The sequence below is a fragment of the Candidatus Methylomirabilota bacterium genome, assembly GCA_003104975.1.
Classification (GTDB): Bacteria; Methylomirabilota; Methylomirabilia; order Methylomirabilales; family Methylomirabilaceae; genus Methylomirabilis.
Genome location: PQAM01000019.1, coordinates 94,794 through 108,128, shown reverse-complemented (window position 1 = coordinate 108,128; position 13,335 = coordinate 94,794). Strand labels below are relative to the sequence as shown.

Sequence of the window (13,335 nt, the reverse complement as noted above, 5' to 3'; positions counted from 1 at the left end):
TCTTTACCCCCGTAGCACACGAACCCGGACCGCCTTGGCGCGGCCGCGATCATCCTGACCCAGGTCGAACTCCACCGTGTCGTTTTCCCTCAAGGTGGCGCCCCCCTCGACGTCGCTCGCGTGGACGAACGCGTCCTGCCCGCCGTCATCCCGCACGATAAACCCGAACCGCTTCGTCACATTGAACCACTTGACCTTACCTTTCATCGTCGTCTCCTCGCCCCTCAAAGGGGGCCTGTGTCTGTGGGGCGCCGGCCTGTCCAGTGTCCTACGTCCGAGATTGGTTCACTATTGCCGCATGCGCCCCAACCTGTATTTCCCCTCTCCCCACCCACAGGGTGTGCGGGCAGAGGGGGTCAGGTCTTCGTGCGTTGTCCGGGTCCGTGTGAGCGATGCCGCTCCAGTTCCCGGATACGGTCTCGCAGCGATGCGGCCCGCTCGAACTCAAGCCGCTTCGCCGCCGCCCGCATCTCCTTGTCCAACTGCTCGATGTAGGCCGGTAACTCCTCCTGCGTCACGCGGTCGGCCGCCTCGACATCGGGCGTAGTCGGCACGGTATAGTAGTCCTGCTCGCAGACGCTGGAGAGGACATCGGAGATCGACTTTTTGATGCTCTCCGGCGTGATGCCGTGCTCGAGGTTATAGGCCACTTGACGCTCGCGTCGCCGCTCGGTCTCATCCATGGCGCGCCGCATCGAATCGGTGACGGTATCCGCATACAGCACCACCCGCCCCTCGACGTTTCTGGCGGCCCGGCCGATGGTCTGGATGAGGGAGCCGGTAGAGCGAAGGAACCCCTCCTTGTCGGCATCCAGGATGGCGACCAGCGCCACCTCGGGGATATCCAATCCTTCCCGCAACAGGTTGATCCCGACCAGCACATCGAACTTCCCCAGCCGTAGTTCGCGGATGATCTCATTCCGCTCCAGCGTATCGATGTCGGAGTGCAGATAGCGGACCCGGATCCCGACCTCGGCGAGGTAATCAGTCAGGTTCTCGGCCATCCGTTTGGTCAGCGTCGTCACCAGGACCCTATGGCCTCTGGCGGTGACCGCCCGGACCTCGCCGATCAGGTCGTCGATCTGCCCTCGGATCGGTCGGACCTGGATCTCGGGGTCGATCAACCCGGTAGGGCGGATGATCTGTTCCACGATCTCCCCCTTGACCTTCGCCAACTCATAGGGGCCCGGCGTCGCCGAGACGTAGACGACCTGATGCACCGCCCGCTCGAACTCCTCAAAGGTGAACGGCCGATTATCGAGGGCCGACGGCAGGCGGAAGCCGTACTCTACCAGCGTCTGCTTGCGCGAACGGTCGCCGTGGTACATGCCGCGGACCTGCGGGATCGTCTGGTGCGACTCGTCGATCATCACCAGGGCGTCCCGCGGCAGGTAGTCCATCAGCGTGGGGGGCGCCTCGCCGGCCGCCCGGCCCGACAGGTGGCGGGAGTAGTTCTCGATCCCCTTGCAGGTCCCGACCTCCCGCATCATCTCGATGTCGAAGGCAGTCCGCTGCTTGAGCCGCTGCGCCTCCAACAGCTTCCCGGTCCGCTCAAACGACGCGATCTGCGCTTGTAACTCCTCGAGGATCGCGGCGAAGGCCGCCTCTCGGCGGTCGCGGGGAGTCACATAGTGCGTCGCCGGATAGATCGGCACCCGATAGAGCGCCTGGATCCGTTCGCCCGTCACCGGATCAATCTCCCATAGCCCCTCCACCTCGTCGCCAAACAGTTCCACCCGGACCACCGTGTCGGCGTAGGCGGGGAAGATCTCCACCACGTCCCCCCGGACCCGGAAGGCGCCGCGGTGCAGATCGTACTCGTTGCGCTGGTACTGGATCTCCACCAGCTTCCGGAGCATCGCCTCCCGATTACACTGGCCGCCCCGCTCCAGGAAAAGCATCATCCCATAATAGGCCTCCGGCGAACCGAGGCCGTAGATGCACGAGACCGAGGCTACGATGACCACGTCGCGCCGCTCCAGCAGCGACCGGGTCGCCGAATGGCGCAGCTTGTCGATCTGATCGTTGATCATTGAATCCTTCTCGATGAAGGTGTCGGTGACGGGCAGGTACGCCTCCGGCTGGTAATAGTCGTAGTAGCTGACGAAGTATTCGACGGCGTTGTGCGGGAAAAATGCCTTGAACTCTTCAAAGAGCTGGGCCGCCAGGGTCTTGTTGTGCGCGATGATCAGCGTGGGGCGCTCAACGGCCGCGATCACGTTCGCCATGGTAAAGGTCTTCCCCGACCCGGTGACCCCAAGCAGGACCTGGTGCGGCCTCCCTTGCAGGCATCCGTCGATCAGTTGCTTGATCGCCTGGGGTTGATCGCCCTTGGGCTGATAGTCGCAGACGAGCTTAAAGTTGGGCATGGTGGTGGGGTGGTCAGGACAGGGAGCCCGACAGGTCCCCTCCTACGTTGCGGGGGAGGTATTTGCTCCAGGACCCGACCCCGTGCGGGGAATAGAACATGAGGCCGAGATACACGATCGAGACCGGCTTAACCGGCCTACGGAGCAGGCTCATACTGACCTCGTGCAGGGGCTTGCTCCCCTTCTTCAGATTGCAGGCGCGGCAGGCACTGACAACGTTCTCCCAGACGGTCCGACCGCCCCGCGACCGGGGGATCACATGATCGATGGTCATCCGTTCGCCCCCGTTTTGTCCGCAGTACTGGCAGGTATAGGCGTCCCGTTTCAGGATATTCTTCTTGTTGAAGGAGACCGCGGGGATGATGGGGCGCTTGACATAGCGATGGAGGCGGATGACGGTCGGGATGATAATGACGATCGAGGGAGAGTGAATGACGCGTGGACCGTCCTCGATCCGTTCGGCCTTCCCGGTGTACAGCAGAATGACGGCTCTTCGCGCGGTGCAGACGTGGAGGGGTTCGAAGGAGTTATTCAGTACCAATACTTTGTCGGTGTCCATCGAGCGATTCAGTGGGCTTCATGCTTGCGAATCCCCGTATACACGAATCATCCTTAGCATACAACGAGGAGCATTGTCAACGCAAAGGAAACAACGCCAACTTTGCCACGCCTACTGCCTAAGGAGGTCGAGGAGGATCCCTTCACGCAGGCCGCTGTCGCTGACCGTGCACTCGTCGTAGGCCAGCAGGGCCATCGCGGTGACGAGAAGCGCAGTGCCGGCGATAATGACGTCGGCCCGGCCGGGTTCCAGAGACGGGGTCTCGCGCCGCGTCGTCAGCGGTATGCTCGCCAACTCCTGCAGCAGAGACCGTGTTCGGTCCCTCGACAACCGATGACCGTTCACCCGGGGCGCGCTGTAGACGGGCAGCCCCAAATCGATCGCGGCCAGCGTGGTCGGCGTCCCGGCGGTACCGATGAGCGTCGTCCCGGCGAGATCAGGCAGCTCAGCGCGCAACCGCCCGACCCGTTGGGCGATTGCCCGCTCAACCGCCTCCAGTTGACCGGCGGTCGGGGGATCGTGATGCAGATGCGCCTCGGTCAGCTTGACCACGCCCAGGCCGGTGCTCACCATCGCCTCAATCGCCTCCCCCGCAGCGACGATGAACTCGGTGCTCCCCCCGCCGATGTCCATGACCAGGACCCGGCTCGACCCCAGACCGAGCCCCTGCTGAACGCCCACAAGGGTGAGGCGCGCCTCCTCGTTGCCGTCGATCACCCGGACACTGAGCCCGCTTTCTCGAAGCACCGCCGCCACGAACGCCTCGCGATTGCGCGCCTCCCGTACGGCGCTGGTGGCGACCGCCGCGATACGCGCGGGCCTGAAACGCCGAGCCGTCTCGGCGAACCGTCCGAGGACCGCCACGCTGCGCCGCATCGCCGCCTCCTGGAGCACCCGGCTCGGCAGCAACCCCTCGCCGAGGCGCACGATCTCCTGCTCCTCATGCAGAACGGTAAAGCGATCAGAGGCCGTCGCGTTGGCCACAAGCAGGCGCAGCGTATTCGTCCCGATATCGATGGCTGCGTAGATCCCCATTTATGCTCCAGTATGGTGCGAATCCGCAGCAGCGTGCAGACGCCGGACCAGGTCGGCCTCAGGCCGAACGGCAATCGTCTTCTCCTGTGTCAGCAGCACAGCGCCAAGCGCAGCGCCCTTGGGCTTCCGCAGGAATTTCCGCAGGACATAGTCCACCGGCACCTTGACCTCGCCGCGCGCGCGGCTATAGTAGGCCGCGAGTTGCGCTGCCTCGCACAGCGTTCGCGGCGGGGCCGGCTTCCCCTTCGCCAGACGCACGACGACGTGCGAGCCGCGGATCCCCTGGGCGTGCAGCCACAGATCGTGCGACCTGGCCAGCCGCCAGGTCAGGTGATCGTTGCCCGGCCCGTTCCGGCCGACCAGAATGGCCAGACCGTCCGACGAGCGAAAGGCGCGCGGCTCTGGCCCCTCGGACGGCCGAGCATGCGGTGCTGTCGGCGCCTGGGCGGGCCGCCGTCTGACGATGCGGGCCAGGGCGGCATCCACCTGCTGCAGCGCGTCCGGATCCTGTGCCGCCTCGATCTGTTCGAGCATCGCACACAGCGTATGCAGCCGCGTCGTCGTCTCCGTAAGACGCTGATCGACGATCGCGGCGCCGCGCTTCGCCTTGCGGTGCAGGGCGAAGTAGCGTTGGGCATTGTCCTCGATGGAGCAGGTGGGATCCAGCTCGATGCGCAGCAACGGTGTACCCGAATCGGCATAGTCGGTCAGCTCGACCGTCTGCTGACCGCGCCGAATGCGAGCCCGGTTGGCCAGCAGGAGTTGCCCCTTCCGAGCATGGATCTCCCCCTCGCGATAGAGCGCGGCCTCTTGCTCGAGCGCTGTCGACAGCCGGGCTGTCGCGTCGATCTCACGTTGCAAGTTCCGTCGTAACTCAGCCCGAAGGACACCCAACTGCACACCCTGCTCGCGGCCTTGATGGCAGGCAGCCAGCGCCTCGGACATGGTGGAATACGGAACCTGACGTTCGGCGGGCACCGTCACAAGCGGAAAGGCGGCGGTGCCGACAGGCTCCCCATCGTCTCCCAGCAGGAGCCTGGGTTCAAAGGCGGCAGCGGCCACGCGGTCCATCAGCTCGCGGAACGACTTCCACAGTGCGCGCGCCTGCTCATCGTGGGGGACGAGGGTCGAGGAACCGGCGCGGGCCGCCAGTTCCCTCGCCATCAATGGGCTGAACCCGGCAAGGCCGGTCGACAGTGCGCGCGCCGCGTCCATCCCGTCAGCGAGGCATCCGCAGACCATCGCGTGGAACTGCTCTTCCCCGATGCTCCTGGGATCGATGCGCCGATCATCGAGGGGGGGCCGATATGGCTCACCCGGTCCCGACGTCGCACCCCCCGTTCGGCCGGAGGCCGCTCGCAGGCGATCGGTCACCGTCCCGGTCGCTCGATCGACAAGGACCATATTGCCCGCGGCCCCAAGCATCTCCAGATAGAGCGTCATGGCCGCGTCGGATAGCGGGCCGCCGCGCAGATGGATTGCCACGATCCGATCCAGCCCCACCTGCTCAATCCCCTCGATTACCGCCCCTTTGGTCTTTGAGGCGATCAGGTCCCCAAATCTCGACACATGAACAGCGGGCTTCCGGGGCGGCCGGCACAACTCGACCCTGGGTGCGCCCGGCATGACGGAGAGTACGAGCCCGCCAGGCCCTTGTCCCCCGTAAAAGACCAGCAGCAGGCTCCACCGATCGAGTTGCTGGATGCGATTGATCTCGGCGCCCGGAAGGATGGCCTGCAGTTCCTGGACAATCGCGGCAAGGCACAAGGCGTCCATGTGGCCTTACAGCATCCGGCTGAGGAACTGGCCGGTGTACGAGGTCGGATGGGCCGCCACCTCGTCCGGCCGTCCCGCCACGACGACCTGTCCGCCGTCGTCGCCTCCCTCCGGCCCAAGGTCGATGATCCAGTCGGCCGTCTTGATCACCTCCAGATTGTGCTCGATCACCAGGACGGTATTGCCGACATCGGTCAGGCGGTGCAGGACCTCCAAGAGCTGGCTGATGTCGTGGAAGTGCAGCCCGGTGGTCGGCTCATCCAGGATATAGATGGTCCGGCCGGTCCCCCGTTTGCTCAGTTCCCGCGACAGCTTGACCCGCTGCGCCTCGCCGCCCGACAGCGTCGTGGCCGACTGGCCCAGCTTGATGTAGCCCAGGCCCACGTCGAACAGGGTCTGCAGTTTCTCCTTGATCTTGGGGACGGGCTCGAAGAAGCGGAGCGCCTCCTCCACCGACATATCCAAGACCTCCGAAATACTCTTCCCCTTATAGGTGATCTCCAGCGTCTCCCGGTTGTATCGCGCCCCCTTGCAGACATCGCAGGTCACATGGACGTCGGGCAGGAAGTGCATCTCGATCTGGATCAGCCCGTCGCCCTGGCAGGCCTCGCAGCGGCCGCCCTTGACATTAAAGCTGAAGCGGCCCGGTTTGTAGCCGCGCATACGCGCCTCCGGCACCAGCGCGTACAGCTCCCTGATGAAGCTGAAGACGCCGGTATAGGTGGCCGGGTTGCTGCGCGGGGTGCGGCCAATGGGCGACTGATCGATATCGATCACCTTGTCGATGTGTTCGGCGCCCAGGATCTTATCGTGCGCCCCCGGTCGCTCCCGCGAGCCGTAGAGCTGGTGGTCCAGCGCCCGCCGCAGGATCTCGTTCACCAGGGTGCTCTTGCCGGAACCGGAGACGCCGGTCACACAGGTGAATACCCCCAGCGGGATCTCCACCTCGATGTTCTTGAGGTTGTGTTCGCGCGCCCCGACGATGGTGAGGACCAGCCCGTTCCCCCGCCGTCGAATGGCGGGTACAGGGATGGTCAGTCGTCCCGACAGGTACTGACCGGTCAGCGAACCCTTGTCCCGGACGATATCGCGGGGGGTCCCGCACGCCACCACCCGCCCGCCGGAGATCCCCGCCCCCGGCCCCAGGTCGATGACGTAGTCGGCGGCGCGGATGGTGTCCTCGTCGTGCTCGACAACCAGGACCGTGTTGCCCAGATCGCGCAGCCGCTTCAGCGTATTCAGCAGGCGGACATTGTCCCGTTGATGCAGGCCGATGCTGGGCTCGTCCAGGATGTACAGGACACCGACCAGCGAGCTGCCGATCTGTGTCGCGAGACGAATCCGCTGCGCCTCGCCGCCGGCCAGCGTCGCGGCGGTCCGGTCGAGGGTCAGATAGTCAAGGCCGACGTTTACGAGGAAGGTCAGGCGCTCGCGCAGCTCCTTGAGGATGCGGCGGGCGATCTCGCGGTCCTTCTCGCCGAGTTCGAGTTTCTGGAAAAAGTGAAGCGCCGCCTTGACCGAATAGCGGGTCACCTCCGCAATCGACTTGCCGTCGATCTTGATGGCCAGCGACTCCCGCCGCAGGCGCGCCCCATGGCACGTCGGACACGGGCGGACGCTGGCCAGCCGCTTGACATAGTTCTCGATCTCCTCCCGCACCTTGGTGGACGAGGTCTCCTTGTAGCGGCGGTCGAGATAGTGGATGTTCGGGCCGCCGTGCCATGGTTCCAGGATACCGGGCAGATCGTCCATCCGCCCGTCCAGCTTGGTGCCCAGACCGTCGCAGGTGGGGCAGGCACCGTGCGGATTGTTGAACGAGAAGATGCGAGGGCTGACCTCCGGATAGCTGACGCCGCAGTCGATGCAGGCCAGCCGCTCGGAGAAGACCAGATCCTTCACCGGTTCGAGGAGGTTGACGACCACAATCCCCTCGCTGAGCTTCAGCGCGGTCTCAAGTGAATCGGCCAGTCGTTTTCGGATATCGGTCTTCAGGATCAGCCGATCCACCACCACCTCGATGGTGTGTTTCTTGTTCTTGTCCAACTCGATCGTCTCCTCAAGCTCTCGAAGCTTGCCGTCGACGCGGACGCGAACGAACCCCTGTCGGCGCAGGTCGGCGAAGACCTGGCGGTACTCCCCCTTCCGCCCCCGGACGACCGGCGCCAGGACCTGAAACTTGCTCCCATCCGGCAGCGCCAGGACCTGGTCCACGATCTGCTGGACCGTCTGGGAGGTGATCGGCTTGCCGCAGGTGTAGCAGTGCGGCTTCCCGACCCGGGCAAACAGCAGACGCAGGTAGTCGTAGATCTCCGTCACCGTCGCGACGGTCGACCGGGGGTTTTTGCTGGTGGTCTTCTGCTCGATGGAGATCGCCGGCGACAGCCCCTCGATCAGGTCCACGTCCGGCTTGTCCATCTGTTCCAGGAACTGCCGGGCGTAGGTGGACAGCGACTCGACATAGCGCCGCTGCCCCTCGGCATAGATGGTGTCGAAGGCCAACGACGACTTCCCGGAGCCGGAGACACCGGTAATGACCACCAGCTTATCCCGCGGGATCTCCAGATCGATCGACTGCAGATTGTGCTCTCGCGCACCCCGAATCAGAATCTTATCGCTTGCCATAAGTGACTCACCCCTACAAATTAGGCGCTTAGACTGAGGGCTAGAATGCCCGAAGTTTTGTGTGCTCGCGCATGGCTTATTCCTAAAAGCCTTCAGTCTTCAGCCTGTTTACCTGCTGGCGCTAAACTTTTATTATAACCGATTTTCCTCCCCCAGCAAGGCAACAGGGCAGAAGTATCTTTACAATCCGTTCATGGTGAGCCTGTCGAATCCATACATTCCCTTGTCGAAATTCCGTTGACAAATCTGAGAAATGGCAAGAAAATCCCGCGTATGTTAATGATTTTTGTCTGGCGCTATGCAGGTCAATATTATCGTAGTTGGGCAGAAACAAACAAAGGCAAGGAGGGCTGAAGAATGGTTCCCAAACGCGTTCAGGATCGACTCGTCAGATCCCTCGCGAAGTTTCAGCAGGTAATCAAAATTGCCAAAGACCGCGATGTCAACGAGTCCGACACCGTTTCAATCATCAGGGATACCCTCGCCGAGGTCTTTGGGTATGACAAACACCTCGATATTACCAGCGAGTTCGCAGTCCGCGGCACTTACTGTGACCTCGCTATCAAGAATGACGGTAAAGTCGAATACCTGATTGAGGCCAAGGCAATCGGGCTCGATCTCAAAGACAGCCATCTTCGCCAGGCAATCGAATACGGTGCCAATAAGGGAGTTCAGTGGGTCATCCTCACGAATGCCGATTCCTGGCAGGTCTACAAGATTCGTTTTGAGCAACCAATCGCCTACGATCTTGTCTGCGCGTTCAATTTCCTCGATTTGAACCCAAAGAATGACGAGCACCTTGAAATGCTCTTCGTCGTCTGCAAGGAAGGGCTCGCCAAGGATGCCCGGGAGGAATTTCATGAAAAGACGCAAACCGTCAACCGCTTCGTCCTTGGCGCACTCATTTTGACGGACGACGTCGTGTCGGTGATTCGACGCGAGCTTCGCAAGCTGTCGGACGGCGTCTTGATATCCCCCGAGGAAATATGCAAGGTTCTCAGGGATGAGGTGCTGAAGCGGGACGTTCTTGAGGGGGACGAAGCGGCCAAAGCCTCTACCCGCATTCGTAAATTCTACGGAAAGCTTGCCAGGCGTGCTCGAAGCACCTCCGACGACAAGAAGGATTCCGGTATTGACACGCTATCGATCGGAGAGGCGTGCTCATCCGAAATGCAAGCGTCGGAGGACTAGGGTTCCGTTGAGAACCGGCAAGGATAGAGGGTCCACAGGCGTTGTAGCTGCCCTGCCACGCTTGATATTCTGCCCTACAGTGCCAAGGGAGAGGTACAGGGCCGAGGTAAGGGAACCGGCATGTAAGTACACCAGCAGCTAGATGCGCGTAAGAAGCCAGCAACGCATCGGAGGTGCGAGTCGCCATCAACCACAACAGGGGGAACTGGCCATGGCAGGCGAAATAACAATTAAAGGAACCAAAGCGCCAAACGGTGCAAAGATGACCAAGGGTACCGGTTGGCGTTTAGCGACTACAAAAGGAAAAAAGCGGGTATTTGCGGCTACGCTCCTCCAGACCTTCAATATCGGAAAGAAGCGTATCGCAATTTTCAACGTGCCGAAGTAAGTATCGGGGCCAGCGACCTAACGTAGCGGTAGTGGCAGACGCGCCGAAAAGCGCTATCCGTTCGTGGGTGCCGTGCCCGGCGCTCCGGGCACACCACGATTAGCCGACCAAATAACTGTCACCATAATCTTTGCCTTGTATCAGCCAGTAGCGTACACTAAACAACCCTTGGCTGTAAGCCAAGGGGTTTACAGAGTGTCGGCTTGAAGCCGACCGTGAATCCCCTCCCCCTGCGATGGGGGAGGGCGAGGGTGGGGGTGATAGGGGGACAACTGCTCCGTTCACCCCCATCCCAGCCTTCCCTTCCTCAAGGGGGAAGGGGAGCTCATGTTCGCGTCGCGCACATATCGCCCATACCTGCTTCGCCTGAAGGCGAGGGGTTTCCACCATCCCCGGAGGGGACACTAACCCATGCGGTTCGTTGCCCTCCCAATAGTTTAAGGTGCTGAGCGGCCTGGTCCGGGAGGAGTTCAGGTGAGAGAGAAGGACTTCCAGAATCTCGTCAGGAGTGTTCGTCAGGCTGGGCGGATCCGGCGGGGCACGATGAGGCCGGCCCGGGTTTTCACGTTTCATCCGGCTGACATCAAGGCGATCCGTGGCAAGCTCGGCAAGTCACAATCCGAGTTCGCCCTGATGATCGGCGTCAGCCTGGCGACGCTGTAGAACTGGGAACAAGGACGGCGAGTGCCTGAAGGCCCGGCGCGGGCGCTGCTGAAGGTGGCTGCAGACAATCCGGAGGCCGTCGCCCATGCCCTGGGAGCGTAGGCGTTCCCCTGAACTGAAACCAGCCCGCTGGCCTGTTGCGTGAAGGTAATCCAGCGTCCTGTTTCTGCAATTCGTTGCATACTTGCGGACGTCATTCCGGCCAAGCGCGCATTGCGCCTCGTGCTGGAGTGGCTCGACCTTCACCAAGCGGAACTCCTTGAGGATTGGAACCTTGTTCAGGCCGGGCGACCGGCAAATAAGATCGCACCATTGGAGTAGCGAGATGATACCGAGAGTTGAGGAAGCGCACTATGTCCAAGGGTTCACAATTCACCTTCGGTTTTCGGACGGAACGAAAGGTGACGTGGATCTTAGCGGGGAGTTATACGGGGAAGTCTTTGAACCGCTCAAGGACCAGGTCCTGTTCCGGCAGTTCATCGTACACCCCGAATTCCATACTCTCTCCTGGTCAAACGGGGCTGACTTCGCCCCGGAATATCTGTACGAGAAGGTGCGGGTTGCAGCATAACTACGCGATCGAACCGCCCGACCTGCGGCGGCTCATCGCGACCGTCAGGCCGAATGAATTCCGGAGTGGTCACGATCACGTACGAGGATCTGTCGCTCGCGTTCGACTTCGTGAGCTCCGGCGCTCCGATGGAGCACCGCGCGTACGTGTCTCTGGATACCGGTCGGATCTACTGGATGTCGGAACTGAACCCGATTCAGGAAGAAGAGACCCCGGATGATCTGGGCACCTCGGATCGATTCCTGGCGATACCACACAAGAACGACCTGAATCTGGGTCGGCGGCTTGCCCTCCGTTTCGTCGAGGCACATCTTCCTCATCGATATGACCGTGTCGCGGATATCTTCCGCCATCGGGGAGCATACGGGTGCTTCAAGGAAGTCCTGGCTGCGGAAGGGTGTCTTGAGCAATGGTATGCGTTCGAAGCTGAGGCGACCGAGGACGCGCTCAAGGAGTGGTGCCGGAGGAATGGCGTGCACCTGGTCGGACCCGACGAGAAGCCGACCGGCCGGGAGGGTAGGTGACAAAACAGTCCGGGGACATGGGTGACACAAGGAAAGTCCGGTGTCCTGAGCCAGAAGTTCAATGAAAGCCGGCATCCAGAACTCCCGTTATTTCCTGGATTCCGGCTCGCGCCCGCGATACGGCCCCAGACCTGATCGGGGGCGGAATGACGGCGAGAAATATGCGACGAATTTCAGAAACAGGACACCAGAACGCGCAGAATCCCAGAGCGTCATTTCCCACAAAGACGCGAAGGCTCACCCAAGCAAACGGCTCACGGACTAGTTCGGTCGCCGGGAGCCGTGGCCTGTCGATGAGGGTAAGCGACATGCCGGGATTCGCTCGCTCATCGTCGCCTACGACACTGGACGTCTGGCCATATACTCTGAAGGTACTCGGGCTGCCGAATAGGGTTGCATAGCGGTATCCGCTCGGATACACTCAAGCGTGTGAATACCTTTCACCGTTCCGAGGAATTTGACGCATGGCTCGTCGCATTGAAAGATGAGGTGGGCCGTGCCCGTATCGTTCACCGCATCCGCTCTGCCGAGCACGGCAACTTTGGCGACTGTGAGCCGGTGGGCGAGGGCGTCTCCGAAATGCGTATCCATGTCGGCCCTGGTTATCGAGTCTATTTTACTCGTCGCGGAGAGGTGATGTATCTGCTTCTGCTTGGCGGGGACAAGTCCTCGCAGAAGCGTGACATCACACATGCCGTTGAAATGGCCCGGGCTTTGGAGAAGGAGTGACCTATGGCTAAATTTGCCCCCTTCGATGCTGCAGACTACCTCGACGACGAGGAAACTATTGCGGAATATCTCACCGCTGCCCTCGAAGATCCGAATCCCGACGTATTTCTTACCGCAGTGCGCGATGTCGCCCGTGCTCGGGGCATGGCGCAACTTGCCAAAGACGCCGGTCTTGGACGCGAGAGCCTCTACAAAGCGCTTGCGCCTGGTGCCAAGCCGCGCTACGACACGATGCTGAAGCTGCTGCATGCGCTCGGCGTTAAACTTTCGGCCTCTTCCGCTCATTCGTGAGCGTCACGGTATGCCCAACATCGCAAGGTCCCACTTATCAGTCGAGTAGCCTCGCGCGAACTGCTGACATAAACAATTGAAGTTGTTTGGCGCGATACAGGCAGTCCGGGGGCATAGGTGAGGGTTGTCCTCAGCGCAGTTCAGAGGGTCTATCATTCCTCTAAGGGAACGTTGCGGCCGATGATGGCTTCTACCTCTCTGATGAGGACGCGCAATTGGGGCACGAAGTATTCGGCGTTGGAGGAAATGGACAGGCGTTCGGTGCCCCACACCATGAAGTGATGCGTTGAAGAAAGGACGAAAAAAATGAAAGTCCATTACGATAAAGACGTTGATGCTGTCTATATCAAATTCGGTAATCAAAAGCCGGATGGGGTGATTGAAATTGCTGAGGGTGTAAATTTAGATACGACTTCTGAAAACAAAATAGTTGGCATTGAAATTCTTCGGGCTTCCAAAACAATGAACATCAAGACGATTCTCTCTTACGAACTTGAACTCGACAACAAGTTGATAAAGACGGCTTGACAACCGCATTGAGCTGATCAGGAACTCCCATTATTTCCTGGATTCCGGCTCGCGCCCGCTGTGCGGGCTTGGCCGGAATGACGTCCGGA

The 13,335-nt window shown here is 61.2% G+C and carries 12 protein-coding genes and 1 pseudogene; 7 read left to right on the top strand and 6 right to left on the bottom strand.

All coding sequences use genetic code 11. The features are described from left to right. Nucleotides 1–3: 3 nt before the first annotated feature. From C3F12_14650 to uvrA, 6 genes are all read right to left on the bottom strand, one after another. Nucleotides 4–207, bottom strand: coding sequence for a cold-shock protein (locus C3F12_14650; protein PWB42433.1), 204 nt, complete (start codon nt 205–207; stop codon nt 4–6). Nucleotides 208–356: 149 nt separating this feature from the next. Beyond that, nucleotides 357–2,369 carry an excinuclease ABC subunit B gene (locus C3F12_14645; protein PWB42432.1) on the bottom strand — a complete coding sequence of 671 codons (2,013 nt, stop codon included), beginning with the start codon at nt 2,367–2,369 and terminating at the stop codon, nt 357–359. A 13-nt stretch (nt 2,370–2,382) separates the two neighbouring features. Then, complete coding sequence (locus C3F12_14640; protein PWB42431.1) at nt 2,383–2,928, bottom strand: HNH endonuclease; 546 nt, start codon at nt 2,926–2,928, stop codon at nt 2,383–2,385. Between the two features lie 111 nt (nt 2,929–3,039). Beyond that, a complete protein-coding gene (locus C3F12_14635) occupies nt 3,040–3,963 on the bottom strand; it encodes a phosphatase (protein PWB42430.1) in 924 nt (307 codons plus the stop codon). Then, nucleotides 3,964–5,739 carry a hypothetical protein gene (locus C3F12_14630; GenBank protein ID PWB42429.1) on the bottom strand — a complete coding sequence of 592 codons (1,776 nt, stop codon included), beginning with the start codon at nt 5,737–5,739 and terminating at the stop codon, nt 3,964–3,966. A 6-nt stretch (nt 5,740–5,745) separates the two neighbouring features. Next, nucleotides 5,746–8,361, bottom strand: coding sequence for an excinuclease ABC subunit A (gene uvrA, locus C3F12_14625; protein ID PWB42428.1), 2,616 nt, complete (start codon nt 8,359–8,361; stop codon nt 5,746–5,748). Between the two features lie 357 nt (nt 8,362–8,718). Between uvrA and C3F12_14620 the strand changes: the two genes are divergently transcribed. The 7 genes and pseudogenes from C3F12_14620 (at nt 8,719) to C3F12_14590 (ending at nt 13,246) form a co-directional block, all read left to right on the top strand. Then, entirely contained in the window at nt 8,719–9,552 is an 834-nt protein-coding gene (locus C3F12_14620; protein ID PWB42427.1) for a restriction endonuclease subunit R, read from the top strand. A gap of 862 nt (nt 9,553–10,414) precedes the next feature. Then, nucleotides 10,415–10,705, top strand: a pseudogene (locus C3F12_14615) (transcriptional regulator). A gap of 223 nt (nt 10,706–10,928) precedes the next feature. Then, nucleotides 10,929–11,174 carry a DUF2442 domain-containing protein gene (locus C3F12_14610; GenBank protein ID PWB42426.1) on the top strand — a complete coding sequence of 82 codons (246 nt, stop codon included), beginning with the start codon at nt 10,929–10,931 and terminating at the stop codon, nt 11,172–11,174. Between the two features lie 65 nt (nt 11,175–11,239). Further along, a complete protein-coding gene (locus C3F12_14605) occupies nt 11,240–11,698 on the top strand; it encodes a hypothetical protein (protein ID PWB42425.1) in 459 nt (152 codons plus the stop codon). A 429-nt stretch (nt 11,699–12,127) separates the two neighbouring features. Further along, nucleotides 12,128–12,427 carry an addiction module protein gene (locus C3F12_14600; GenBank protein ID PWB42424.1) on the top strand — a complete coding sequence of 100 codons (300 nt, stop codon included), beginning with the start codon at nt 12,128–12,130 and terminating at the stop codon, nt 12,425–12,427. 3 nt (nt 12,428–12,430) lie between these two features. After that, nucleotides 12,431–12,718 carry a putative addiction module antidote protein gene (locus C3F12_14595; protein ID PWB42423.1) on the top strand — a complete coding sequence of 96 codons (288 nt, stop codon included), beginning with the start codon at nt 12,431–12,433 and terminating at the stop codon, nt 12,716–12,718. Nucleotides 12,719–13,024: 306 nt separating this feature from the next. Next, entirely contained in the window at nt 13,025–13,246 is a 222-nt protein-coding gene (locus C3F12_14590; GenBank protein PWB42422.1) for a hypothetical protein, read from the top strand. Nucleotides 13,247–13,335: the final 89 nt, after the last annotated feature.

Coding starts and splice junctions, on each gene's coding strand:
- C3F12_14650 (PWB42433.1), bottom strand. CDS start 207: ATGAAAGGTAAGGTCAAGTGGTTCAATGTGACGAAGCGGTTCGGGTTT.
- C3F12_14645 (PWB42432.1), bottom strand. CDS start 2,369: ATGCCCAACTTTAAGCTCGTCTGCGACTATCAGCCCAAGGGCGATCAA.
- C3F12_14640 (PWB42431.1), bottom strand. CDS start 2,928: ATGGACACCGACAAAGTATTGGTACTGAATAACTCCTTCGAACCCCTC.
- C3F12_14635 (PWB42430.1), bottom strand. CDS start 3,963: ATGGGGATCTACGCAGCCATCGATATCGGGACGAATACGCTGCGCCTG.
- C3F12_14630 (PWB42429.1), bottom strand. CDS start 5,739: ATGGACGCCTTGTGCCTTGCCGCGATTGTCCAGGAACTGCAGGCCATC.
- uvrA (PWB42428.1), bottom strand. CDS start 8,361: ATGGCAAGCGATAAGATTCTGATTCGGGGTGCGCGAGAGCACAATCTG.
- C3F12_14620 (PWB42427.1), top strand. CDS start 8,719: ATGGTTCCCAAACGCGTTCAGGATCGACTCGTCAGATCCCTCGCGAAG.
- C3F12_14610 (PWB42426.1), top strand. CDS start 10,929: ATGATACCGAGAGTTGAGGAAGCGCACTATGTCCAAGGGTTCACAATT.
- C3F12_14595 (PWB42423.1), top strand. CDS start 12,431: ATGGCTAAATTTGCCCCCTTCGATGCTGCAGACTACCTCGACGACGAG.
- C3F12_14590 (PWB42422.1), top strand. CDS start 13,025: ATGAAAGTCCATTACGATAAAGACGTTGATGCTGTCTATATCAAATTC.